Origin of the sequence: Roseicella frigidaeris, from assembly GCF_003258945.1 — a bacterium.
In the GTDB taxonomy this organism is placed as follows: Bacteria; Pseudomonadota; Alphaproteobacteria; order Acetobacterales; family Acetobacteraceae; genus Paracraurococcus; species Paracraurococcus frigidaeris.
Genome location: NZ_QLIX01000002.1, coordinates 323,278 through 346,020 on the forward strand (window position 1 = coordinate 323,278; position 22,743 = coordinate 346,020).

A 22,743-nucleotide genomic window follows, 5' to 3' on the forward strand; every position below is an offset into this window, starting at 1 on the left:
TCAGGCTCCGGTCGTCGCCGGCAGGGTCGGGGCGGGCTGGGTCACGCCGGAGGGGGCGGCGTCGGGCAGGGCCGGCAGGGGCAGGCCGGAGGCCGCGCCCGGCGTCAGGAAGCCGGCGACCCGGCCGCGCAGCGTGGCGAGGTAGTAGCGCGCCGCCAGCCCGTTGCCGCGCGCCGCGGCGAGCAGCGCGCCGCCGAGCGGGCGGATCAGGAAGGGCAGCCAGGTGCCCGCCGGCACCGCATGCCGGCGCAGCACGAAGCCCATGCCGCGGCCATAGAGCGCGGCGCGCTCCACCGCGACCGGCGTCAGCCGCTTGTCGGGGTGCAGGATGCGCTGCGCCGGGTCGTAGCGCGCCGCATGGCCGGCGCGGATGGCGCGCAGCACCAGGTCGTTGCCCTCGGTCGAGCCGAGCGGCGTGCCCGGGCCGAGGCGCTCGTCGAAGCCGCCCATGGCGAGCGCGACGGCGCGGCGGAGGAAGAGGTTGAACTCGATCACGCTGGTCCAGACAGTCGTCGCGTCGATGGCGCCGGCCTCGGCGCGCCAGCGGCCGGAGCCGAGCCCGCCCGCCGGCGAGGCGGCGGGGCCGGTGAGGATCGCCAGGCCGGGATCGCCCGCGAAGCCGGCAAGGACGCGGGCGACGAGGCCGGGCGGGAAGAGGCAGTCGTCGTCGGGGAAGCCGACGATCCCGCCGCGGGCCAGCGCCAGGCCGAGGTTGCGCGCGTGGTTCGCATGCGCCCACGCGCTGCGCCGCCAGGTGATCGCCAGCCGGTCGCGCCAGGCGGCGACGATGGGCGCCAGCCGGTCATCGGCATTCTGGTCGACGAGGATGACCTCGAGGGACGGCTCGTCCTGCGCGGCGAGGCTCTCGAAGAGCGCGCCGAGCTCGCGGTCGCGGCCCCGCGTGGCGACGATGAGGCTGAGCTTCATGCCGCCGCCGCCTTCCGCTCCTCCATCAGCCCCTCGACATGCGAGCGGAAGCGGGCCCGGAAGGCCGAGACCGAGAAGCGCATGGCATTCGCCCGGCAGCTTCGCGGGTCCATGGCCGGCGCCAGCGTCTCGAAGCGGCGCACCGCGGCGGCGATCGACTCCGCGCTCTGCTCGCCGAAGAGCAGCCCGGTGCCGGGGCGGACGATGTCGCGCGCGCCGCCGCGGCCGAAGGCGATCAGCGGCGTGCCGCAGGCCTGCGCCTCCACCATGCCGATGCCGAAATCCTCCTCGGCGGCGTAGACGAAGGCGCGGGCGCTGCGGGTGAGGGCGATCAGCTCGGTCTGCGGCACCCGGCCGCGCAGCTCGATGTTCGGCGCGCCGGCCGCGGCGGCGCGCACCTGCGCGAGGCCCGGCCCGTCGCCGCAGATGACGAGGCGCCGCTCCGGCATGGCGCGGAAGGCCTCGGCCACCAGCTCGACGCGCTTGTAGGGCACCATGCGGGCGGCGATCAGGTAGTGGTCCTCCCGCGATTCGCTGAGCGCGAAATGGTCCACGTCGACCGGCGGATGGATCACCGTGGCGTTGCGGCGCCAGGTCTTGGCGATGCGGTCGGCGATATAGGCGCTGTTGGCGACGATGGAATCGACCCCCGCGGCCGAGGCCCGGTCCCAGAGCCGCAGCCGGTGCAGCAGCCAGCGCGTGTAGAGCGACATCGGCCCGCGCTCGAGCCCGGCCTGGCGGAGATACTGGTGCTGCAGGTCCCAGGCATAGCGCATCGGGCTGTGCACGTAGCTCACATGCAGCTGCCCCGGCCCGGTGATGACGCCCTTGGCGACGGCATGGTTCGAGGAGAGGACGAGGTCGTAGCCCGAGAGGTCGAACTGCTCGACCGCCAGCGGCATCAGGCCGAGATACTTGCGGAAATGCCGCCGCGCGAAGGGCAGGTTCTGGATGAAGCTGGTCCGCACCTCCCGCCCGCGCAGGAAGCCGCGCTCATTCTCGGGCAGCATGTCGCAGACCGCGAAGAGATCGGCATGCGGCCAGAGATCGAGCATCTGCTCGACCACGCGTTCCGAGCCGGAATAGCTCTCCAGCCATTCATGGACGATCGCGACCCTCACCACCCGCGCTCCCCTGGCAGCAGGGCGAGCAGCCGTTCCGCGGCGGCACGCCAGGTGAAACCCGCAGCCCGCGCCAGGCCCTGCTCGCGCAGGCTGGCCGCCAGGCCCTCCTCCTGCAGCAGCCGCGCGAGCGCGGCCGGCAGGGCACCCTCGGCCGCCGGATCGAACCAGAGCGCGGCCTCGCCGCAGACCTCCGGCACGGCGCCGGAGGCGGCGGCGATGACTGGGCAGCCGCAGGCCATGGCCTCGAGTGGCGGCAGGCCGAACCCCTCATAGCGGGAGGGAAAGAGCAGGCAGAGCGCCGATTCGTAGAGGGCGCGCAACTCGGCGTCGCTGACCCGCCCGAGCGCCCGGACCGCCCCGGCCGCGGCATCGACGCCGCCGCCCCGGCGGTAGACGGCGGGATCGGCGGCGCCGGCGACGGCGAGCAGGCAGCCATGCCGCGCCAGCAGCCCGGCGCAGTCGGCCAGCGCCGCCAGGTTCTTGTGCGCCGCCGGATTGCCGACCACCAGCGCGTAGCGGCCCGACTGCAGGCCATGGCGCGCCAGCACCTCGGCCGCCGCCGGGGCGCGCAGGATATGCTCCGCCCCCTCGGGCATGACGCCGATGCGGCCGGGATCGAGGCCGAGATGATGCGCGATCCGTCCGCGGGAGAAGCCGGAGACGGTGACGATGCGCGCGCCGGCCCGCGCCAGCGCCAGGTGCAGCGCCCGGTACCAGTTCCGGAAGGCGGCGGAGTAGCTCTCCGGCGTGTCGAAGGCGCCGGCGTCGTGGATGACGACGAGCTGCCGGCGCCCCATGGCGAGGGGCGCGGTGTTGCCGAGATTGACCAGGGTGCAGCCGCGTGCGCGCAGCGGCAGCTCCAGCTGCTCCCAGGCCTGGCCGCGCAGCAGCGAGGCCGCGCCGTCCCGCAGCGAGCGGAAGGGGGAGGGCGCGCCGCCGGCGGGCTGCAGCAGCCGGGCATCGGGCAGGCGGAACTCGCCGGCCAGCGCATCCAGCGCGCGGGTGACCTCGGTGGCGAAGCGCTGCACGCCGGTCACCTTCTGGCCGAGGAAGCGGCCATTGATCGCGAGCGGCATCAGGAGCCGCTCCCGGCGCGGAGCGCCCCGCCCGGCAGCCGCAGCAGGCCCCTGAGCCGCGCCTTCTCCGCCGGCTCGAGCGCCCGCAGCGCCAGCAGCCCGAAGCCGGCGAGGCCGGCCAGGGCCAGAAGCGGGGCCGCCGTCGCCCGGGGCAGCACCGGCAGCAGGGCGAGGCAGCAGCCTGCCGCCGCCAGCGGCGGCAGCAGCGTCGCCACCGCCCGCCGCACCGCCGGGTAGAGCCGGCCGGCGAGCCAGAGCTTGCCGAGCGCGTCGACGAGGCAGCGCAGCGCCCAGGCGATGGCCGCGCCCTCGATGCCGATCCAGCGCAGCAGCAGGGCGGCGAGCGGCAGGTAGAGCAGGGCCTGGAGCAGGGCGAAGCGGGCGGTGACGTCCGGCCGGCCGATCGCGTCGATCAGCGCCGCCGGCACGAAGGCGAGGCAGGAGAAGAAGATGCCGGCGCCGAGGATGCGCAGCACCTGGCCGCCGCCGGCGGCGAAATCCGGCCCCAGCCAGAGGACGAGGATGAACTCGCCGCCGCCGGCCAGCAGCAGCCCGACCGGCAGCACCAGCCCCATCACCATCAGCCCGCCGCGGCGCAGCAGCGATGCGGTCTGCCGCGGCAGCGTGGCATGGGCCGAGGCGAAGGCCGGCAGCAGCGTCTGCGCCACCGCGACCGGCAGCATCCAGACCCGCATGACGAGGTCGAGCGGCGTCGCGTAGTAGGCGACGGCCGTCAGCGAGAGCAGGGCGCCGATGAGGAAGCGGTCGGCATAGAGCAGGGCCTGGGTCAGCAGGCCGGAGAAGGTCATCCAGCCGCCGATCCGCAGCAGCGGCAGCACCAGCCCGAGCCGCAGCGGCGTCGCCAGCACCTGCGCGACCAGGCGGCGCAGCAGGAGCAGGTAGGAGAGCGTGTTGACCAGCCGCACCCCGACCAGCGCCAGCATCACCGCCGTCAGGCTGTCCCAGACCAGCAGCACCAGCACCGGGCCGAGATAGTAGAAGAGGTTGACCGGGATGGTGACGAGGTTGGCGGCGCGGAAGCGCTGATAGGCCGCCAGCACGCCCCAGAGCGCCGCGTTCAGCACCACCAGCGGCGCCGCGAGGGCCAGCACCCGCATGCCGGAGACGGCCTGCGGCTGCAGCGCCGGCGGCACCTGGAGGCCATGCTCGACCAGCCAGGGGATGCCGAGCCAGAGGGCGAGGGCCATGACCAGGCTGATGCCGGCGAGCACCGCGAGCGCGGCGCCCACCAGCCCGGCCGCCTCCGCCTCCCGTCCGGCGCCGATCCGCTCCGACAGGGCGCGGGTCAGGGCCTGGCCGACGCCCAGGTCGAAGACGCCGAAGACGCCGACCATGGCGAGGGCCAGGGTGAAGAGACCCCAGCGGTCGAGCCCGAGCTGATGCACGAGGATCGGCGTCAGCAGCAGGGCGAGCAGGAGCGGCAGGCCGCGCCCGGCGGCGTTCCAGGCGATCCCGGCGACCATCATGCGTGCCCTGGTGCGGGATTCGGGATGGTCCATGGGTACCTTGCGTGATCCGGCAGGGGATCGGGCGGGAGGAGGCGGCGGGGGTGCCAGCCCCTCCGCAGGGGGTCAAGGGTGGCGGGTCAGTAGGCGCCGCGGCGCAGCAGCACCACGAGCGGCGTGCGCAGCAGGATCTTCAGGTCGGTCCGCAGCGAGGGGGACCGCGCATAGCGGCTGTCGAGGGCGACGCGGGTGGCGTAGCTCGTATCGCTGCGGCCGCTGATCTGCCACAGGCCGGTGACGCCGGGCCGCACCGCGAGGTAGTCCCGCGCCGCCTCGCCGTAGTGGTCGTCGAGCTCGCTGGCCACGACCGGGCGGGGGCCGACGAGGCTCATCTCGCCGCGGAGGACGTTGATGAGCTGCGGCAGCTCGTCGAGGCTGGAGGCGCGCAGGAAGCGGCCGGTGCGGGTGACCCGCGGATCGTCCTTCAGCTTGCGCGTCCTCTCCCACTCGGCGCGGGCGGCGGGGTCCGACTGCAGCAGGGCGGCGAGCCGGGCCTGCGAATCCACGACCATCGAGCGGAACTTCAGGCAGCCGAAGCGGCGGCCGTCGCGGCCGATCCGCTCATGCGCATAGAGCACCGGGCCGCCATCGGCGCGGATCAGCAGCGCGAGCAGCAGGAAGGCCGGCGCCGCGAGCAGCAGCAGCGCGCCGGCGCCGAGGATGTCGATCATCCGCTTCGCGGCGGCCCGCAGCCGGGCCCGGCGGCCCAGCGGCCGGGCCGCGGGCGCCGATAGGGCAAGGGAGCCGGCCATGGTGGCGAAGGCGGCCTCGCTGGCCGTGTGTGCATAGATCTCGACGCCGAGCATGGCGAGCCGACCCTTCCTCGATCCGGGGCGCCATGCGGCAGCGCCGGGATATTCCTCATCCGCCGGGCGTCGCGGCCCGGAGGCCGCGCATCCCACTGCCAGCGTTATGACCCCGCAGCGTCGCCGGAATGCGACGGGGTTGCGGCCGGATTGTGGCGGCGCACAACTCCGCGATCTCACAGAACCGAAATCGCAATGCGAGGTTTTGTGATTTACGGTTGAATTACGACAGCCGAGCAATCGTGGAGACGCGATGGGCCCGGGGGATATGCCCAAAAGGCCGGCGCGGATCGGACGCGGGAGGATCCCATGCCTTCAGACATGGACGGGGACGGAGACGACACCCTGTATGGCGATCCGGGCGAGGCGCCGCGCGGCATCGCCTGCGCCCTGATGCTGTCCTCGGTGCTCTGGATCGGGTTGGTGCTGACGATTCGCGCCCTCTGGTGAGGGCGGGCCCGCTGGTCCCACAGGGTCCGGCCTTCCGGGGACGGAGCCTGGCCGGACGGCGGCGCTCAGCCGGCCGCGGTGGCTCTGCAGGGATGGCGTGGCGGCGGGGATGCCCGGAGGGCGGCGTCAGCTTCGCCGACGCCGGACCGGGACGGCGCCGGGATCCGCCGGCCACGCGTCATGCGGCCCGGCGATGGGCTCATGGGACCTGTGCGCGGGTCGTCCGACACACGGCACTTGGCACCCGAGAGCCTGCTTCGACCACTGCGCGAGGCAGTTCAGCGGACCCGCGCACGGGTCTCGTCACTCGGCGTTGACGCGGATATGGATCCGTCCGGCGCCCTGGCGCTGCGGCCGCGGCACCAGGGCGTCGATCTGCCCGATGAGGCTGGCAAGACCGGCCGGCACGATGCCGGCGATGACCTCGCGTTCGGCCGGCGGCAGGCGGCCGAGACGCTGGCCCGCCGCGGAGTAGGCCTCGATGGTGCGGCCGCCTTGCAGGAAGCGAAGCTCGACCGGGTCGCCGACCCGGGGGCTGGCGACGTCGGGGCCCGGTTCCCCGGTGATGTAGGTGAGAAGATCGAGGCGGTCCGGCACGCGTGCTGTCCTGTTTTGCAAGCCGCTGTTCAATGGCGGATGGGCGGGCCGGGTTCTCGCATGCGGAGATGACAATTGCGAGGAGAATTCGTCTCATAGTTGATATAGCAGCAAGGACTTATCGCCGGATACTATCCTTATCGCAACGAATCTCCGGCGCGTGCCAGGGGCGCATGCCAGGGGCGCGTGACGGGGGCGCGTGACGGGGGCGCCGGCCGGGCGCGCCATCGCCGGCGGCGGAGGCCGCGCGGGACGGCCGGTCCTCCCGCGTTCCGCCCTATCGCCCCCAGGCGGCCACCTGTTCCGCCGCCAGGTCGCCGAGGGCGAGGGAGGCGGTGAGGCCCGGGCTCTCGATGCCGAAGAGATGCAGCAGGCCGGGGATGCCATGCGCCTCCGGGCCCATCAGCGTGAAATCCTGGCCGGGCGCGCCCGGCGGCACGATCTTCGGCCGGATGCCGCTGTAGCCGGGCGCCAGCGCCCCATCCCGCAGATCGGGCCAGTAGCGGCGGATGGCGGCGTAGAAGCTGTCGCCGCGGCGCGGATCGACCTCGTAGTCGAGGCGCTCGACCCATTCGACATCCGGGCCGAACCGCGCCTGGCCGCCGAGATCGATCGTCAGATGCGTCCCCAGCCCACCCGGCACCGGCACCGGGTAGATCAGCCGCGAGAAGGGGTTCTTCCCGGTCAGGGTGAAGTAATTGCCCTTGGCGTAGTAGGCGGTCGGGACGAGTTGGCTCGGCATGCCGGCGAGGCCGCGGGCGAGCTTCGGCGCATGCAGGCCGGCGGCGTTCACCAGCACGCGGCAGCGCAGCGCCATGGGCTCGGCCCCGCCGACATCAAGCACGATCCCGGCGGCGGTCGCCCGGCCGCCCAGCACCGGCGCATGAAAGACGAGGGTCGCGCCGGCATTCTCGGCATCGCCCTGCAGGCTCAGCATATAGGCGTGGCTGTCGATGATGCCGGTCGAGGGCGAGAGCAGCGCGGCGGTGCAGTGCAGCGCCGGCTCCATCGCCAGCGCCTCCGCCCGCGTCAGCCGCCGCAAATCCGGCACGCCGTTGGCGGCGGCGCGGGCCTGGATGGAGGCGAGCTTCTCCGCCTCCGCCTCGTCCGTCGCCACGATCAGCTTGCCGCAATTGGCGTGCGGGATGCCGCGCTCCCGGCAATAGGCGTAGAGCTGCCGCTTGCCCGCGACGCAGGCCCGCGCCATCAGGCTGCCGGCCGGGTAGTAGATGCCGGCATGGATCACCTCGGAATTGCGCGAGGAGGTCTCGGTCCCGATCCCCTCCGCCGCCTCCAGCACCAGCACCTCGCGCCCGGCCAGCGCCAGAGCCCGCGCCACCGCGAGCCCCACCACGCCGGCGCCGGCCACCACGCAATCGACTTCGTCCATCTGTCCCGTCCCGCCGCTTGCGGTCTCAGCGGCCGCGGAAGACCGGCTTGCGCTTCTCCTTGAAGGCCGCCAGCCCCTCGCGGATGTCCTCGCTCGCCTTCGCGGCCCTGATCCGGGCCTCCAGCGCCGGCACGTCGAGCGCCTGGTGGCCGATTTCGTTGATCGCCAGCTTGGCGCCCTGCACCGCGAGCGGCGCCAGCTCGCCCAGCCGCGCGGCGATGGCGTCGATCCGGGCATCGAGCTCGGAGGGCGCCACCAGATCCGTCAGGTAGCCGATCCGCAGGAGCTCCTCCGGGCTCTGCTCCTCGGCCAGCATGAAGAGCCGCTTGGCATGGTTGAGGCCGAGCCGCGAGACATAGCGGCGCAGCCCGCTCTCGTAGTAATGCACGCCGATCCGCGCCGCCGGCATGAACATCACCGTCCCCGGGCTGACGCCGACGCGGAAGTCGCAGGCGAGGGCGAGGTCGGTGCTGCCGCCATAGACCCCGCCATGCAGCCGGGCGATGGTCGGCACGGTCAGCATCTCGATCCGGTTGATCATGTCCTCGAAGCCGGCGCCGCCGGTCTCGCGGATGCCGCCGGCCTCGGCCTGCCGCGCCATGTCGCCGAGATGCGCCCCCGCCGAGAAGGACTTGCCGGTCGAGGCGATGACCAGCACCCGCACCGCCGGGTCCTGCTCCGCCGCGGCGAGCAGGCGGAGGATCTCGGCGATGTCCTCCGGCTGCACCCGGTTCATCACTGCCGGCCGGTTGAGGCGCAGCGTCGCCCGGCTGCCGGTGATCTCGAGGGTGGGCAGGGAGCCCTCGTCCCGGGTCTTCGCGGCGGCGCTCATCGCGGCTGTCTCCTCCTGGCTCCCCGCCTTGTGCCGGGGGCGGTCGCGGGCGGCAAGGGTGTGCCCGGCGCCGGGGCCGGGGCGGGCCCGCCGGCGCCCCCTGGCGCGGGCGGGCCATGCGGGCCACCATCGCCGGCCAATCTGTCATCGGAGGGCGTCATGTCCGATCTTCCCCGGACCGTCGAGATCCATGAGGAGGGACCGCGCGAGGGCTTCCAGATCGAGCCCGGGCCGATTCCGACGGCCGAGAAGATCGCCCTCGTCGAGGCGCTGGCCGAGACCGGCCTCCGCCACATCCAGATCTGCTCCTTCGTGAACCCCCGGCTGGTGCCGGGCTGGGCGGATGCCGAGGCGGTGGCGGGCGGCGTCCGGCCGCGGCCGGGCGTGCACTACACCGCGCTCTGGTTCAACGAGAACGGCCTCAACCGGGCGCTGGCCTTCGCCGACCGGCTGACCCTCGGCGGCTCCATCTCGCTCGCCGCCTCCAACGCCTTCTCCATCAAGAACCTGAACCGGCCGCATGCCGAGAATCTCGAGGCGATGCGCAAGCAGACCGCGGTGCACCAGAAGCACGGCATCAAGGTCACGCGGGTCGGGGTGATGGCCGCCTTCGGCTGCAACTACCAGGGCGATATCGCGCCCGAGCAGGTCGTCCGCACCGTCGAGGACGGGCTGGCCATCGCCGCCGCGGCGGGCGAGACCATCACCGACGTCTCGCTCGCCGACACCATGGGCTGGGCGACGCCGATCCGCATCGAGCGCGGCGTCGCCGCGGTGCGCGAGCGCTGGCCGGATCTCCGCATCGGCCTGCACCTGCACGACACGCGCGGCCTGGCCGTCGCCAACGCCCATGCCGGGCTGCGGCTCGGGGTGAGCCGGTTCGACAGCACCGTCGGCGGCCTCGGCGGCTGCCCCTTCGCCGGGCAGAAGGGCGCCGCCGGCAACATCTGCACCGAGGAGCTGGCGCTGCTCTGCGAGGAGATGGGCATCGCCACCGGCATCGACCTCGATGCGCTGATCGAGGTCGGGCGGCTGGCCGAGCGCATCGTCGGCCACCAGCTCCCCTCCGAGCTGCTGCGCGCCGGCAGCCTCGACGCCTTCCGCCGGCAGGCGGCATGAGCGCCGCCGCCGAGGGGCCGCAGCCGCTCCGGGGCCTCCGGGTCCTCGAGTTCAGCCACACCATCATGGGGCCCTGCGCCGGGCTGCTGCTGGCCGATCTCGGCGCCGACGTCATCAAGGTCGAGCCGGCGCCGCAGGGCGACCACACCCGGCGCCTGCCGGGCTTCGCCGCGGGCTTCTTCGCCACCTTCAACCGCAACAAGCGCAGCCTGGCGCTCGACCTGAAGCGCCCGGAGGGGCTGGCGGCGGCGCATCGCCTGGTCGCCGGCGCCGACATCGTGCTGGAGAATTACGGGCCGGGCACGATGGAGCGGCTCGGCTGCGGCTGGGAGCAGCTCCGCGCCGTCAACCCGCGGCTGGTCTACCTGGCGCTGAAGGGCTTCCTCGCCGGCCCCTACGAGCACCGGCCAGCGCTCGACGAGGTGGTGCAGTTCCAGTCCGGCCTCGCCTACATGACCGGGCCGCCCGGCCGGCCGCTGCGCGCCGGCGCCTCGATCATCGACATCCTCGGCGCCGTCTTCGGCGTCACCGCGACGCTCGCCGCCCTGCGCCAGCGGGATGCGACCGGGGAGGGGCAGCGGGTCTGCTCCTCGCTCTTCGAGAGCGCGGTCTTCCTGATGGGCAGCCACATGGCCGGCCTCGCCGCGACCGGCGAGGCGCCGCCGCCGATGCCGGCGCGCCGCGGCGCCTGGGGCATCTACGACACCTTCCGCACCGCCGACGGCCAGCTCTTCATCGGCGTCACCAGCGACCAGCAATGGGCCCGCTTCACCGCCGGCTTCGATCTCGCCGGCCTCGCCGCCGATCCGCGCCTCGCCACCAATGCGCAGCGGGCGCGGGAGCGGTCCTGGCTGCTGCCGGCGCTGCAGGAGGTGATCGAGACCCTGCCGACCGCCGAGGTGTCGCGGCGCTGCGAGGCGGCCGGCATCTCCTGGGCGCCGGTCGGGCAGCCGGCCGATCTCTTCGCGGACCCGCACCTGCTGGCCGGCGGCGGCCTGCTGCAGACGGCGATCTCGGCGCTCGGTGGCGGCGCGGAGGTGGGCCTGCCGGCGCTGCCGCTGGAATTCGGGCCGGCGCGGCAGCGGGTGACGCTCCGCCGGCAGCCGCCGCGCATGGGCGAGCACAATGCCGAGCTGCTGGCCGAGGCGGGCTATGCCGCGACCGAGATCACCGCCCTCTCGGCCGCCGGCGTGATCGTCGCCTCGGACCCGCCGGCCGATCCCTGAGGCGCGCTCAGCCCGTCGCCGCGAGGCGGCTGGCCGATTCCGCGAAGGAGGAGAGGGCGCGCAGCCGCCGCAGCAGGGCCCGCTCCGGCCCGCGCGGCGCCGCCATCACCGGCTCGGCGTTGAGCTGGGCGAGCAGCATCGCCCCGAGGCCGCGCTCGCGCTGCCGCGGGTCCTCGCTCACCGCCGTCCACCAGCCCCGGTGCCCGGGCGCCGCATAGGCGGCGGCGAGGATGGCGCGGCCGGTCACGGCGCCGAGCACGAGGAGGCGGGAGAAGTCGATGGCGGCGCAGGCGGCCGCCAGCCCTTCGGCATCGCAGAGCGGCGGCTGCCAGGGCTCGGCGGCGGCGACCCGGCGCAGATGCGCGGCGAGGGCGGCGCGGTCCGCCGCCTCCAGCCGCCGCAGCTGCATCCAGGGCACCGGCAGGTCGCGGGCGATGACGTAGAGGCGCGGCGGGGGGCCCCGGCGCGGGCGGCGCGGCGCGGCGGCGTCGGGCAGGCAGGGATCGGCCATACGCGTCTCCATCGGGGTCGAGTCGGGCCAGCCCGGTCAACCCCGAATCAGGGCTGTAGGGCATGCGGCGGTGTTCCGCTGTGCGGTGGCGCACGGACTGGTTGCCGGCCGGTGAATCGCGCCGCGGCGTGCTCCCGGCGCCGCGGCGCTCAGCGCTCCGCCGTCCGGGACCGGCCGCGCCAGGCGATGACCGCGCCGATCGCCGGCAGCCCGGCCAGCAGCGCGAAGGCGAGCGCATAGGAGCCGACCAGCCCGACCAGCAGCCCGAGCAGGGAGGGGCCGACGACGACGCCGGCGAAGGCGACGGCCAGCACGCCTCCGGTGGCCTCGCCGGCCCGGCCTGGCGCCGCCAGCCGCGCCGCCTCGGCCATCAGCACGCCGTTCCAGCCGGTGGCGCTGCCGCCGAGCACCACGAAGAGGCCGATCACCGCCGCCGGCGGCCAGCTGGGGACGAAGGGCAGCAGCACCCCGCCGGCGAGGGTGATGGCGCCGATCGTCGCCAGCGTGCGCATGCCGTCGCGCCAGCGATCCGCGACGCCGCCCCAGACGAGGCGCGCCCCGGCACCCACCGCCTGGGTGACCGAGGCGACCAGCCCGGCCGCGACCGGGCTCCAGCCCGCCTCCTCGACCAGCATCGCCACCGTCATCGCGCCGAGGGCGAGCTGGAAGCCGGAATAGAGGCCCGAGATGGCGGCAAGCCCGGCCATGCCCGGCTGCTCGCGCAGCGCCCGCCAGCCGCCGCCGGCGCCGCGCCGGGTCGCCTTGCCGGCCTCGCGCTCCGCCGCCCAGGGCCGGTGGAACAGGCCGGCGACGAGGGCGGCGAGCAGCAGCACCGCCGCCAGGGCGAGCAGGGCGCCGCGCCAGCCCAGCGCCTGGGCGATCGAGGGCAGCAGCAGCCCGGCCAGGGCGCCGCCGATCGGCACGCCGGTCTGCTTCACCGCGAAGACCATGTTGCGGCGGCCCGCCGGCGCCAGCCGCGCCAGCACCTCGGTGGCGGCCGGGTTGGTGAGGCCGTAGCCGAAGCCGGTCAGCCCGGCGCCGAGCAGCGCGCCGGGCAGCCCGCCGAAGGTCACCAGCAGGCAGGCGATGGCCGCCGCCGCCAGCGCCAGCTGGGTGCAGCGGGCCGAGCCGTGGCGGCGCAGCGCCCCGGCCGAGAGCAGCGAGGTGGCGCTGGCGGCGAGGTAGACGGCGGCCACCTGGCCGCCGATCCAGTGCGGCGCGACGCCGAGATCGGGCGCGACCAGCGGCGCCAGCACCGGCAGGCTGAAGACGGCAAGCGTCGCCAGCGCCTGTGCCAGGGTGGTCGCCAGCAGCGCCGCGGCCAGGCCGCCGAGCCAGGGGCGGGGTCGGGATGCCCGCCCGGTTCCGTCATCCTCGGCCAAGGCCAAGGCGCGGCCGCTACTGCGGCGGCAGCCGGAGCCCGCCGTCGAGGCGGATCGTCTCGCCGTTCAGCATCGGGTTGCCGGCGATGGCCAGCACTAGGCGGGCGAAGTCGCGGTCCTCGCCGAGGCGCTTCGGGAAGAGCGGCAGCTTCAGCAGCGCCTCCCGGGCCGGGTCGGGCAGCCCGGCCAGCATCGGCGTCTCCATCAGCCCGGGCGCGATGGTCATCACCCGGATGCCGCTGCGCGCCAGCTCGCGCGCCGCCGGCAGCGCCAGCCCGACGACGCCGGCCTTGCTCGCGGCATAGGCGCATTGCCCGAACTGGCCCTCATAGGCGGCGATGGAGGCGGTGTTGACGATCAGCCCGCGCTCGCCGTCCGGCCCGGCCGGCTCGAGCGCCTGCATCCGCGCGGCCGCCAGGCGCAGCACGTTGAAGGTGCCGATCAGGTTCACCCGGATCACCCGCTCGAAGAGGGCGAGGTCGTGCGGACCGTCGCGCCCGACCACCCGGGCCGGCGGCGCGATGCCGGCGCAGGAGACGACGAGGCGGAGCGGGCCGAGGCCGGCCGCGGCGTCGAGCGCCGCCTCGACCGCGGCGGGATCGGCCACGTCGCCGGCCACGGCGCGGCCGCCGATGCGGGCGGCGACCGCCTCGGCCGCCTCGGCCCGCATGTCGAGCAGCACCGGCCGGGCGCCGGCGGCGGCCAGCGCCTCCGCCGTCGCCGCGCCGAGGCCGGAGCCGCCGCCGGTGACGAGTGCCGCGATGCCCTGCAGTTCCATGGCGCTACCCCGATGCCGCTCCAACCGGCCGAGGCTCCTGCCAAAGCGAGGTCCGGTCAACGCGGCCGGATCGGGCAGGGCGGCGTGGGCGCGGCTACCCCGCGTATTCGAAGACGATGCGCGAGACGGCGGCGGCCAGCAGGCGGCGGTCGCCGCTCTCGCCCTCCTCGGCCGGGCAGCCGCCGGTCTGGCTGTCGAGGCGCAGCAGGCGGACCGGCCGCGGCCCGCCGGGCGGCGCCAGCCGCAGCACGAAGCCGTCCGGGCCGCATGGCGTCACCGCCACCTCGGCCGCCGCCTCGTCGAGCGCGGCGGTGATCGCCGGCGCGGCGGCGCGGTAGAGGGCGCTGATCTCGAGGGTGACGGCGACGAGGTCGCGGTCGCCGACGGGGTTCAGCAACAGGCTGCGCGGCCCCATCCAGCGGAAGGCGCCGTGCGGATAGACCTCCTCGCGGTGCCAGCCGGCGCCGAACAGCCCGGAGTCGAGCGGCAGCTCCACCCGCCGCGCCAGCCGATCGAGCAGCGGGTCGCCGGCGGCGACCGCGCCGCTGTCGGCCAGCAGGCTGCGGAGCGCATCCTCGCCGCTCGCCGGCGCGCCGGCGAGACGGTCGAAGAGCAGCGTCGAGGCGGCGGCGATGAAGGCGTCGATCCGCTCCTGCTGCAGGGCGAGGCGGCGCTCCATCGCGGCCTGCAGCCCCTGCTGCGCCGCGGCCGTCTCCTCCTCGAGCTGCCGCAGCCGGCCTTCGAGCTCGACCAGCCGGCGCTCGGCCGGCCCGGCCTCCTGGCGGGCCCAGGCGAAGCTGCCGACCGGCGCCTCCTGGCCGACCAGGAGCAACGTCACCGATAGCCCCGATTCGGTCAGGTCGGCGGGGTGGATGGGCAGGGCGAAGCGGAAGGCGCAGCCGCCCTCCGGCAGGCCGATGGGCGGCTCGGTGCCGACCATGCGCGCGCCGCTGCCGTTGATGCGGGCATAGAGCACGGGCTCAAGCAGGCCGTTGCGCGGCTCGCGCGCCGTGCCGCGCAGCACCCCATGGTCGAGGCGGAGATCCTCGATCCGGATCTCCGGCGGCCCGAGCAGCGTCAGGGCCGCCGCGGCGCTGTCGAGGCGCCAGGGCCTGGTCAGGTCGCGGCCGTCGCGCGCGGTCGAGACGCGCAGCTCGGCCGGCAGCGGCACGCGCGGCAGCCGGGTGACCGGGATGCAGGAGACCTCGTCCTGCTGCAGCCCGGCGGGCAGGGACAGGCGCCCCACCTCGATGCCGCGGCAATGCAGCAGCAAGGTCTCGATGTCGGGGAGCGGACGCAGCGCCCGGAGGCTCAGCCCGTCGGGTCCGGCACCCAGCGGGATCAAGGGGCAAAAGATTGCCTGGAAGCCATCCATGGCAGTGGCGGGTATCACGTCGCGGCGCCGCGTAACAAGGGATCAATTCAATGGACAAAACAACTCAAGGTTTATAACCGGATTGTCAGAAAGCCTCCGCGAGGCACCGCCCTGCCGATGACCGCCGCCCGTGACGCCCTGACCGTCTGGACACCCCTGCCGCCGGAGCGGAACGGCATCGCGGATTACGCCCATGGCCTGCTGACCGGCCTCGCGCGGCACTACGACTGCCGGGCGGCCTGTGCCGACTGGCTGGCCGAGGCCCCGGAGGGGGTGGCGGTGCTCGACCCCGCCCTGGCGCATCGCGCGGCCGGGCCACGCGCGCTGCACCAGATCGGCAACAATCCCGGCCATGGCTTCGTGGTGCGCGGGATGCGCCGCATGCCGGGCGTGACCACCCTGCACGATCCGGGGCTGCTGCACCTCTACGAGACCATGGGCGAGCCCGACCCGGTGATCGGCGCCGGCATGCAGGCGACCCTGCCGGGGCTGGCGGCGGTCTATGGCCGGCACCGCCGCGAGGACGGGGTGCAGAGCCGGGCCAACCACCTGCTTTTCGACCTCGCCGGCGAGGTGCTGGCGCGCTCGCGCGCCGTCGTCGTCCATTCCCGCTTCGCGCGCAACCGGCTGCGGCTGGCGCATGGGCCGGCGGCGACCGCGCATGTCGCGGTGATCCCGCATGTCCTGCCACCGAGCCGCATGCCGGCGCGCGGCGCGGCGCGGGCCCGGCTCGGCCTCGACGACGACACCTTCCTCGTGCTCACCGCCGGCTTCGCCACCGCGGCCAAGCGCTTCGACTGGCTGATCGCCGCGCTCGACACGGCCATCGCCCGAGGGGCCATCACCCGGGGAGCCACCACCCGGGGGGCGCGGCTGCGCTGGATCCATGCCGGGGCCGAGCGGGCCGAGGAATACGGCCTCGGCGCGGCCATCGCCGCGCGGCCGGCGGTGGCCGCCATCGCCCGGGTGACCGGCTATCTCGGGGCGGCTGCGCTCGATGACCACATCGCCGCGGCGGATGTGCTGGTGAACCTGCGCTTTCCCTCGAGCGGCGAGAGCTCGGGCTCGCTGGCGCGCGCCTTCGCGGCCGGGACCTGCTGCATCGTCTCGGCGACGGCCGCCTATGCCGAGCTGCCGCGCGACGCGGTGCTGCAACTGCCGCTGACCGGCGCGCCCCGCCTCCTCGGCGAGACGCTGCGCGCCCTGGCCGAGGCGCCGGCGCGGGCGGCCGAGATCGGGGCCGGCGGCCGCCGCCACGCGCTGGCCGAGATGGCGCTGCCGGCGGTGGCGGCGCGCTACCGCGACGTGATCGAGGCGTCGCTCGATCGTCCCGTGGCCGGGCCGGCCGCGCCGGGCCCGCCGCCGCTGCTGGTGCTCGATGCCGCTTCCAGCCTGCGGCCGCCGCAGGTGGCGGCGGCGCTGGCCGGGCGGCAGGGGCGCTGCCGGCTGCTGCTCGCCGCGCCGGACCTGCCGGCGCTGGCCCGGCTGACGCTCGACCGGCCCGGCCTGCTGGCCTCGCTGCTGCCGGTCTCGGCCGGGCTGCTGGCGACGCGGGTGGTGCTGGCGCCGCAGCCCGGGCTGCTGCTCGACCTCGCGCTGGGCTGGGCGGCATGAGCGCGGGCGCCATCCTGGCCAGCCTGCTGCGGCAGGCGCTGCCGGCCTGCCGCCTGCTCGATCTCGGCCTGCCCGCGGCGCCGCTGCTCGCCTGGTGGCCGGAGGCGTTGTGCGGCCTCGCCGAGCCGGCGCTGCTGCCGCCGGCGGAGGCGGCGCTGCTCGGCCGCTTCCGGCACGGGCCCCGGCGCCTGCCGGTCTTCGGGCTCGATCCGGCGGGCGATGCGGCGGTGCTCGCCGCGGCCGCCGGCCGGCCGGAGGCGCCGCTGCTCCTGGCGCTGCCCGGCGCGATCCCCTCCGCCCTGGCGCCGGCGGTGGAGGCGGGGGCGCTGCTGCTGCGCCACGGCCGCGCCGCGGGGCTGCCGCCGCCGCCCGGGCCGGGGCGCGGCCGGATCATGCTGCTCGCCGGCCCCGTGGCGCGGATCGAGCGCTGGGACCTGCTGCTGCCACCGGCGGCGGTCGAGCCGGTCTTCGCCCGGCTGCACGACGCGGCGCAGGGTCTCGCCGCCCAGCTCGGCGGCGGCCGGGCCTGGCAGATCGGCGGGCGGCTGGTGACGCCGGGCCTCGCCAGCCTCGGCATGCTCGGTATCGGCGCGGAGCGGGTGCCGCCGCTGCGCCTGCCGGGGGCGGCGCTCTGGCACGACCTGCCGGGCGTGCCGGAGGCGGAGGGGCTGCCGCTCGGGGCGGCGCGGCGGCTGCGGCTGCTGCTCGGCGGGATGCCGGCGCGGGGGGCCTGGCTGCGGCTGCGGCTGCAGGGACTCGATCCGGCGCGGCCGCCGGCGCTGCTCCTCGACGGGGTCCGGCTCGAGGCGCAGCTCCGCGCCGAGGGCGCGGCGCATTGGCTCGAGGCGCCGGCGCGGATGCGCCCCGGCCAGGCCAGCATCGCCGGCCTCGCCCTGCCGCCCGGCGCGCCGGAGGCGGCGGTGCTGCTGGCGCTGGAATTCGCCGCGTGAGCCGCAGCCCGCGCCTGCTGGTCGTCTCGCCCGCGCCCTCGCATCCGGCGGACCAGGGCAACTCCGCCCGCATCCAGGCGCTCGGCGCCGGGCTGATGGCGCGCGGCGTCGCCTGCGACTTCCTCTACTACGCGACCGAGGGCTGCAGCCCAGCGCAGCGCGAGGCCATGGCGGGCTTCTGGCAGGCGCTGCACCTCGTGCCGCCGGTGCCGACCGGCGCCATGCGCTTCCCGGGCCTCTGGGGCCTCGACGACTGGTGCGACGTCTCGGTCGTCGAGCAGGTGGCGGCGTTGCAGCGCGGCGCCCGCTACGACGCGGTGCTGGTGAACTATGTCTGGATGTCGCGGGTGCTCGAGGCGGTGCCCGACGCCTTCCGCATCATCGACGCCCACGACCTGTTCGGCGACCGGCACCGGGTCGCGCAGGCCGCCGGCATCGACCCCTCCTGGTTCTTCACCAGCATCGCCGAGGAGGGGCGGGGGCTCGGCCGCGCCGATCTCGTCATCGGCATCCAGGAGGAGGAGGCCGAGGCGCTGCGGCAGCGGAGCGCGACGCCGGTGATGACCGTCGGCCACATGCCGGCGCTGCGCTTCCTCGAGGCCAGGCCCGCGCCGCCGCCGCGCGCGCCCTTCGGCTATCTCGGCAGCGCCAATCCCTGGAACCTCGCCTCGGTGCGGGCGCTCGACGCGGCGCTGGCCGAGGCGGGGGGCATGCCCTGGCTGCTCGCCGGGCGGATCCTGCAGCGCCGCGACCTCGCCCTGGCGAGCCGGCCGCTGCGCCTGGGCGAGGTGGCGGACCCGGCGCTGTTCTACGACGCGGTGGCCTGCGTGCTGAACCCCATGGTTCCGGGCACCGGGCTCAAGATCAAGACCGTCGAGGCCCTGGCGCATGGCCGGCCGATCCTCGGCACCCGGCACGCCTTCACCGGCCTGCCGGCCGAGCATCCGGGGCATGCCGCGGCGGACATCGCCGAGCTGGTCGGGCTGATGCGGGCGTGGTGCGCGAGCGGGTCCTTCCGCGACGAGCTGGCCACGGCCTCGCGGCTGCTGGCGCTCCGCTACGCCGCCGACCTCGCTCTGCAGCTCGACGCGCTGGCCGCGCGGCTGCGCGCCCTCGCCTAGGGCGTGAATCACGTGACCGAACAACGCCCTGGACCATGGTCCGCGAACCGAAGGGAGCGGTTCGTGGTCCGGAGCGGATCCCGTTCGGGTGGAAGCGCGCGAGCGGGTGAAGATGCTCTGAAAACAAGGCGCTGAGGTTCGCCCGCGCCGGCGGCGCGGGGCCGGCCCCATTGCCCGCCGGGCCGGCGGCGGTCAAAGTGCGCCCCCCAAGGCGCCCCGGCGCGAGTTCGGGGCTGGAGGAGAACCGTCGATGGCCTATCCGAACGTCCAGCTCTACATCAACGGCGAATGGCGCAACGCCCGCTCCGGCAGGACCGGCGAGGTCCTCAACCCGGCGACCGAGGAGGTGATCGGCACCTACGCCTATGCCGGCAAGGAGGATCTCGACGAGGCGCTGGAGGCGGCGGAGAAGGGCTTCGCGCAGTGGCGCAAGGTCTCGGCCTTCGAGCGGTCGAAGGTGATGCGCAAGGCCGCCGACATCCTGCGCAGCCGCGCCGACGCGATCGCCCGCATCATGACCATGGAGCAGGGCAAGCCGCTGCCCGAGGCGAAGATGGAGGTGCTGGCCGGCGCCGACGTCATCGACTGGTTCGCCGAGGAGGCCCGCCGCGCCTATGGCCGCGTCATCCCGGCCCGCGCCGAGGGCGTCTACCAGCTCGTGGTGAAGGAGCCGGTCGGCCCCGTCGCCGCCTTCACGCCCTGGAACTTCCCGATCAACCAGGTGGTCCGCAAGCTCTCGGCGGCCGTCGCCACGGGCTGCTCCATCATCGTCAAAGCGCCCGAGGACACCCCGGCCTCGCCGGCCGAGCTGATCCGCGCCTATGCCGATGCCGGCCTCCCGGCCGGGGTGATGAACCTCGTCTATGGCAGCCCGGCCGAGATCAGCGAGTACCTGATCCCGCACCCGGTCATCCGCAAGGTGACCTTCACCGGCTCCACCCCGGTCGGCAAGCAGCTCGCGGCGCTCGCCGGCAAGCACATGAAGCGGGTGACGATGGAGCTCGGCGGCCATGCGCCGGCGATCGTCTTCGACGATGCCGATCTCGACCTCGCGGCGAAGACGCTGGCGGCGGCGAAGTTCCGCAATGCCGGCCAGGTCTGCGTCAGCCCGACGCGCTTCCTGGTGCAGGAGGCGCTCTACGAGCCCTTCATCGAGAAATTCGTCGCCGCAGCCAAGGCGGTGAAGGTCGGCAACGGCCTCGAGGAGGGCACGCAGATGGGCCCGCTGGTGCATGAGCGGCGCATCCCCTGGGTCGACGGGCTGATGGCCGATGCCCGGCAGAAGGGCGGCGAGGTGCGGACCGGCGGCGAGCGCATCGGCAACAAGGGCTATTTCTACCAGCCGACCGTCGTCACCGGCCTCTCCAAGGAGGCGCGGATGATGAACGAGGAGCCCTTCGCGCCGGTTGCCATGATCGCGTCCTTCAAGGAGTTCGAGGAAGTCGTCGCCGAGGCGAACCGGCTGCCCTATGGCCTGGCCAGCTACGCCTTCACCCGCAGCGCCAAGACGGCGAACGCCATCGCCTCGAAGGTCGAGAGCGGCATGATGACGATCAACCATCTCGGCCTCGCCCTGCCCGAGGTGCCCTTCGGCGGCATCAAGGACAGCGGCTACGGCTCGGAGGGCGGCTCGGAGGCGATCGAGGCCTATCTGAACACCAAGTTCGTCAGCCAGGCGGGCCTCTGATGATGTCCCCATGACGCCGCGGTGCGGCGTCATGGGGCCCCGTGAATCGCCTCTGATCCCAGAGGCGTCACGCCCTGCCGCGGCGAAGCCGCGGCAGGGCAACGGGCAGCGATGGTTGCGGCGCGGGGCGGCAAGCCCCGGACGCGCCGTGCATCAGGGCTCGATGCCGGCCGCCGCGAAGGCGCGCCGGGCCTCGGGGCCGGCGAGGAATTGCAGCAGCGCCTCGCCCGCGCCGCCCGGCAGCGCCGCCGCGCCATAGGCGGTGTAGCTCTGCAAGGCGTCAGGCAGCGGGCCGAGCGCATGCAGCGCCGGCACCAGACCGATCTCGGTCATGGCGCCGAAGCCGAGCTCGGCCCCGTGCCCCTGCAGCAGGTGCTGCATCACCGCCGCCCCCGTCGCATAGCGCCGCGCCTTGGCGGCCACCAGCGCGGCGAGGCCGAGCCGCGCGAAGAGCCGCTCCATCGCCTGGCCGGTCGAGGCGCGGTTGAACACCACCGCATCGGCGCCCTCGACGGCCGCGCGCAGCCCCGCCGCGTCGCGGATCATCGGCGCCGGCGCGCCCCGGCGCACCACCACCCCGATGCCGACCCGGCCGAGCGGCAGGGGCGGGCCGGCCAGCCGGTCGGGAAGCGCATCCAACAGGCTGGTTGGCGCGACCAGCAGGTCCGGCCGCTCGCCCGCCAGCAGCCGCTCCCGCAACTGCGGCGCCGTGGCATAGGCCACCTGCACCGCCCGGCCCGTGGCGGCCCGGAAGCCGGCGATGGCGGCGGCGAGGCCGGGTTCCACGGCGCCGGCGCTCAGCACCCGGATCGCCGCCGGCGCCCCGCCCGCGGCGAGGAGCAACGGCGAGAGGGCGAGCAGGCTGCGGCGCCGGCGGCGCGACGGCCCCGCGCGCGGCATCCTCCGCCCCGGCCGCTCAGGCCTTGACCAGCGGGCAGCCGCCTTCGGCCAGCGGACGGAAGGCCTCCTCGCCGCGGATCGTCTCCGCCACCTCCAGCAGGTCCCACTCGCTGCGGGACTGCCGCGGCTGCTTCACCCGCAACAGGTAGACGTCGCGCACCACCCTGCCATCGGCGCGCAGCACGCCGTCCTTGGTCATGAAGTCGTTGATCGGCGTCTCGCGCATCTTCGCCATCACCGGCGCGGTGGCATCCGTGCCGGCGGCCTGCACCGCCTTCAGGTAATGCAGCACGGCGCCGTAGGAGCCTGCCTGGAAGGCGGTCGGCGGCTTGCCATGCGCCTTGGCGAAGCGGGTGGCGAAGGCGCGCGTCGCCTCGGTCTGGTCCCAATAGTAGCTCGCCGCATAGACCATGCCCTGGCCGGTCTCGAGCCCGATGGAGCGGATGTTGGTCAGCGAGCAGTTGAGCGCCGCCGGCACGATGCCGCGGCGGATCAGGCCGAACTCGCCCATCTGCTTGGCGATGTTGATCATGTCCGTGCCGCCGGCGCAGATGCCGACGGCCTGCGCGCCGGAGGCGGCGGCGCGCACGAGATAGGAGGAGTAGTCGCTCTCGCCGAGCGGCGCCCGCACGCTGCCCAGCACCTCCCCGCCCAGGCCCTTCAGGATCGCGCTCGCATTGGCCTCCAGCGAATGGCCGAAGGCGTAGTCCGAGGTGACGAAGAACCACTTGGTCTTGCCGCCGCGCACCAGCGCCGTCACCGGCCCCTTGGCGGCGGAGTAGTTGTCGTAGACCCAGTGCGCCGTCCAGGGGCCGCACTCCTTGCCCGTGAGGTCGGTGGTGCCGGCCGACATCGGGATGACGATCCGCTGCTTCTCCTTCGAGAGGGTCTGCACCGCGAGCGCCACGGCGGAGTTGCCGAGGCCGGTGATGATGTCGACCTTCTCCTGGTCGAACCAGCGGCGGGCGACGCCGAGCCCGATATCGGCGCGGTTCAGCAGGTCGCCATGCACCAGCTCGATCGGCGCGCCGAGCACCTTGCCGCCCATGTCCTCGATCGCCAGCCGGGCGGCCACCACCTCGCCCATGCCCTGCTGGTCGGCGAAGACGCCGGTCATGTCGTTCAGCACGCCGATCTTCACCACGCCATCCGAGACCTGGCCCTGGGCGCGGCCGGGCAGGATGCGGAAGAGCGGCAGCGCGGCGGCGCCGCCGAGGAGCGTTCTGCGATGCATAGGATGATCCTCCCGGCCGGTTCGGTACGGCCCCGTTGCGGGCAGGCTAGGCGGAGGCAGCAGGGCCGCGCAACCCTGTGCCCTTGGGCCTGCCCACGGCCCTGCCCTCGGCCCCGCC

21 protein-coding genes are annotated in these 22,743 nt (G+C 74.8%); 7 read left to right on the forward strand and 14 right to left on the reverse strand.

Annotated features, from left to right (window positions below):
• From DOO78_RS04355 to DOO78_RS04375, 5 genes are all read right to left on the reverse strand, one after another.
• Complete coding sequence (locus tag DOO78_RS04355; protein ID WP_111468494.1) at positions 1 to 927, reverse strand: glycosyltransferase family 2 protein; 927 nt, start codon at positions 925 to 927, stop codon at positions 1 to 3.
• Positions 924 to 2,048: a glycosyltransferase gene (locus DOO78_RS04360; protein WP_243634362.1), complete on the reverse strand. Its 1,125-nt coding sequence runs from the start codon at positions 2,046 to 2,048 to the stop codon at positions 924 to 926. Before DOO78_RS04360 ends, DOO78_RS04355 begins: the two co-directional genes overlap by 4 nt.
• Positions 2,045 to 3,127 carry a glycosyltransferase family 4 protein gene (locus DOO78_RS04365; RefSeq protein ID WP_111468495.1) on the reverse strand — a complete coding sequence of 361 codons (1,083 nt, stop codon included), beginning with the start codon at positions 3,125 to 3,127 and terminating at the stop codon, positions 2,045 to 2,047. Before DOO78_RS04365 ends, DOO78_RS04360 begins: the two co-directional genes overlap by 4 nt.
• Entirely contained in the window at positions 3,127 to 4,647 is a 1,521-nt protein-coding gene (locus DOO78_RS04370; protein WP_111468496.1) for an oligosaccharide flippase family protein, read from the reverse strand. The genes DOO78_RS04365 and DOO78_RS04370 overlap by 1 nt, the downstream gene beginning before the upstream one ends.
• A gap of 86 nt (positions 4,648 to 4,733) precedes the next feature.
• A complete protein-coding gene (locus DOO78_RS04375) occupies positions 4,734 to 5,459 on the reverse strand; it encodes a sugar transferase (RefSeq protein ID WP_111468497.1) in 726 nt (241 codons plus the stop codon).
• A gap of 321 nt (positions 5,460 to 5,780) precedes the next feature.
• Here DOO78_RS04375 and DOO78_RS28365 point away from each other — a divergent pair, with 321 nt between their 5' ends.
• Positions 5,781 to 5,909 carry a hypothetical protein gene (locus DOO78_RS28365; protein ID WP_279387768.1) on the forward strand — a complete coding sequence of 43 codons (129 nt, stop codon included), beginning with the start codon at positions 5,781 to 5,783 and terminating at the stop codon, positions 5,907 to 5,909.
• Between the two features lie 303 nt (positions 5,910 to 6,212).
• On the opposite strand, the gene DOO78_RS04380 is transcribed toward DOO78_RS28365, so the two are convergent.
• From DOO78_RS04380 to DOO78_RS04390, 3 genes are all read right to left on the reverse strand, one after another.
• Positions 6,213 to 6,506 carry a hypothetical protein gene (locus DOO78_RS04380; RefSeq protein WP_111468498.1) on the reverse strand — a complete coding sequence of 98 codons (294 nt, stop codon included), beginning with the start codon at positions 6,504 to 6,506 and terminating at the stop codon, positions 6,213 to 6,215.
• 277 nt (positions 6,507 to 6,783) lie between these two features.
• Positions 6,784 to 7,896 (reverse strand): NAD(P)/FAD-dependent oxidoreductase, encoded by a 1,113-nt coding sequence (locus DOO78_RS04385; protein WP_111468499.1) that lies wholly within the window; start codon positions 7,894 to 7,896, stop codon positions 6,784 to 6,786.
• A 25-nt stretch (positions 7,897 to 7,921) separates the two neighbouring features.
• On the reverse strand, positions 7,922 to 8,728 hold the full coding sequence (locus tag DOO78_RS04390; protein ID WP_111468500.1) for an enoyl-CoA hydratase/isomerase family protein: 807 nt from the start codon (positions 8,726 to 8,728) through the stop codon (positions 7,922 to 7,924).
• A gap of 159 nt (positions 8,729 to 8,887) precedes the next feature.
• Between DOO78_RS04390 and DOO78_RS04395 the strand changes: the two genes are divergently transcribed.
• Both DOO78_RS04395 and DOO78_RS04400 read left to right on the forward strand, forming a co-directional pair.
• Positions 8,888 to 9,847 carry a hydroxymethylglutaryl-CoA lyase gene (locus DOO78_RS04395; RefSeq protein WP_111468501.1) on the forward strand — a complete coding sequence of 320 codons (960 nt, stop codon included), beginning with the start codon at positions 8,888 to 8,890 and terminating at the stop codon, positions 9,845 to 9,847.
• Positions 9,844 to 11,073: a CaiB/BaiF CoA transferase family protein gene (locus DOO78_RS04400; RefSeq protein WP_111468502.1), complete on the forward strand. Its 1,230-nt coding sequence runs from the start codon at positions 9,844 to 9,846 to the stop codon at positions 11,071 to 11,073. Before DOO78_RS04395 ends, DOO78_RS04400 begins: the two co-directional genes overlap by 4 nt.
• A gap of 7 nt (positions 11,074 to 11,080) precedes the next feature.
• On the opposite strand, the gene DOO78_RS04405 is transcribed toward DOO78_RS04400, so the two are convergent.
• The 4 genes from DOO78_RS04405 to DOO78_RS04420 all read right to left on the reverse strand — a co-directional run bounded on the left by DOO78_RS04405 (position 11,081) and on the right by DOO78_RS04420 (position 15,089).
• Positions 11,081 to 11,584 carry a hypothetical protein gene (locus DOO78_RS04405; RefSeq protein WP_111468503.1) on the reverse strand — a complete coding sequence of 168 codons (504 nt, stop codon included), beginning with the start codon at positions 11,582 to 11,584 and terminating at the stop codon, positions 11,081 to 11,083.
• 149 nt (positions 11,585 to 11,733) lie between these two features.
• Positions 11,734 to 12,966: an MFS transporter gene (locus DOO78_RS04410; RefSeq protein WP_165838713.1), complete on the reverse strand. Its 1,233-nt coding sequence runs from the start codon at positions 12,964 to 12,966 to the stop codon at positions 11,734 to 11,736.
• A 16-nt stretch (positions 12,967 to 12,982) separates the two neighbouring features.
• The gene (locus DOO78_RS04415) at positions 12,983 to 13,744 is read right to left on the reverse strand and encodes an SDR family NAD(P)-dependent oxidoreductase (protein WP_111468505.1); all 762 of its coding nucleotides are present in this window, start codon (positions 13,742 to 13,744) and stop codon (positions 12,983 to 12,985) included.
• A 94-nt stretch (positions 13,745 to 13,838) separates the two neighbouring features.
• Positions 13,839 to 15,089 (reverse strand): hypothetical protein, encoded by a 1,251-nt coding sequence (locus DOO78_RS04420; protein ID WP_128079997.1) that lies wholly within the window; start codon positions 15,087 to 15,089, stop codon positions 13,839 to 13,841.
• A gap of 147 nt (positions 15,090 to 15,236) precedes the next feature.
• Between DOO78_RS04420 and DOO78_RS04425 the strand changes: the two genes are divergently transcribed.
• The 4 genes from DOO78_RS04425 to DOO78_RS04440 all read left to right on the forward strand — a co-directional run bounded on the left by DOO78_RS04425 (position 15,237) and on the right by DOO78_RS04440 (position 20,491).
• The gene (locus DOO78_RS04425; protein ID WP_111468507.1) at positions 15,237 to 16,733 is read left to right on the forward strand and encodes a glycosyltransferase family protein; all 1,497 of its coding nucleotides are present in this window, start codon (positions 15,237 to 15,239) and stop codon (positions 16,731 to 16,733) included.
• Positions 16,730 to 17,683, forward strand: coding sequence for a hypothetical protein (locus DOO78_RS04430; protein ID WP_111468508.1), 954 nt, complete (start codon positions 16,730 to 16,732; stop codon positions 17,681 to 17,683). Before DOO78_RS04425 ends, DOO78_RS04430 begins: the two co-directional genes overlap by 4 nt.
• Positions 17,680 to 18,804 (forward strand): glycosyltransferase family protein, encoded by a 1,125-nt coding sequence (locus DOO78_RS04435; protein WP_111468509.1) that lies wholly within the window; start codon positions 17,680 to 17,682, stop codon positions 18,802 to 18,804. Before DOO78_RS04430 ends, DOO78_RS04435 begins: the two co-directional genes overlap by 4 nt.
• 250 nt (positions 18,805 to 19,054) lie before the next feature.
• Positions 19,055 to 20,491: an NAD-dependent succinate-semialdehyde dehydrogenase gene (locus DOO78_RS04440; RefSeq protein WP_111468510.1), complete on the forward strand. Its 1,437-nt coding sequence runs from the start codon at positions 19,055 to 19,057 to the stop codon at positions 20,489 to 20,491.
• 153 nt (positions 20,492 to 20,644) lie between these two features.
• On the opposite strand, the gene DOO78_RS04445 is transcribed toward DOO78_RS04440, so the two are convergent.
• On the reverse strand, positions 20,645 to 21,391 hold the full coding sequence (locus DOO78_RS04445) for a substrate-binding domain-containing protein (protein WP_111468511.1): 747 nt from the start codon (positions 21,389 to 21,391) through the stop codon (positions 20,645 to 20,647).
• Positions 21,392 to 21,407: 16 nt separating this feature from the next.
• On the reverse strand, positions 21,408 to 22,625 hold the full coding sequence (locus DOO78_RS04450; protein WP_111468512.1) for an ABC transporter substrate-binding protein: 1,218 nt from the start codon (positions 22,623 to 22,625) through the stop codon (positions 21,408 to 21,410).
• Positions 22,626 to 22,743 lie beyond the last annotated feature (118 nt).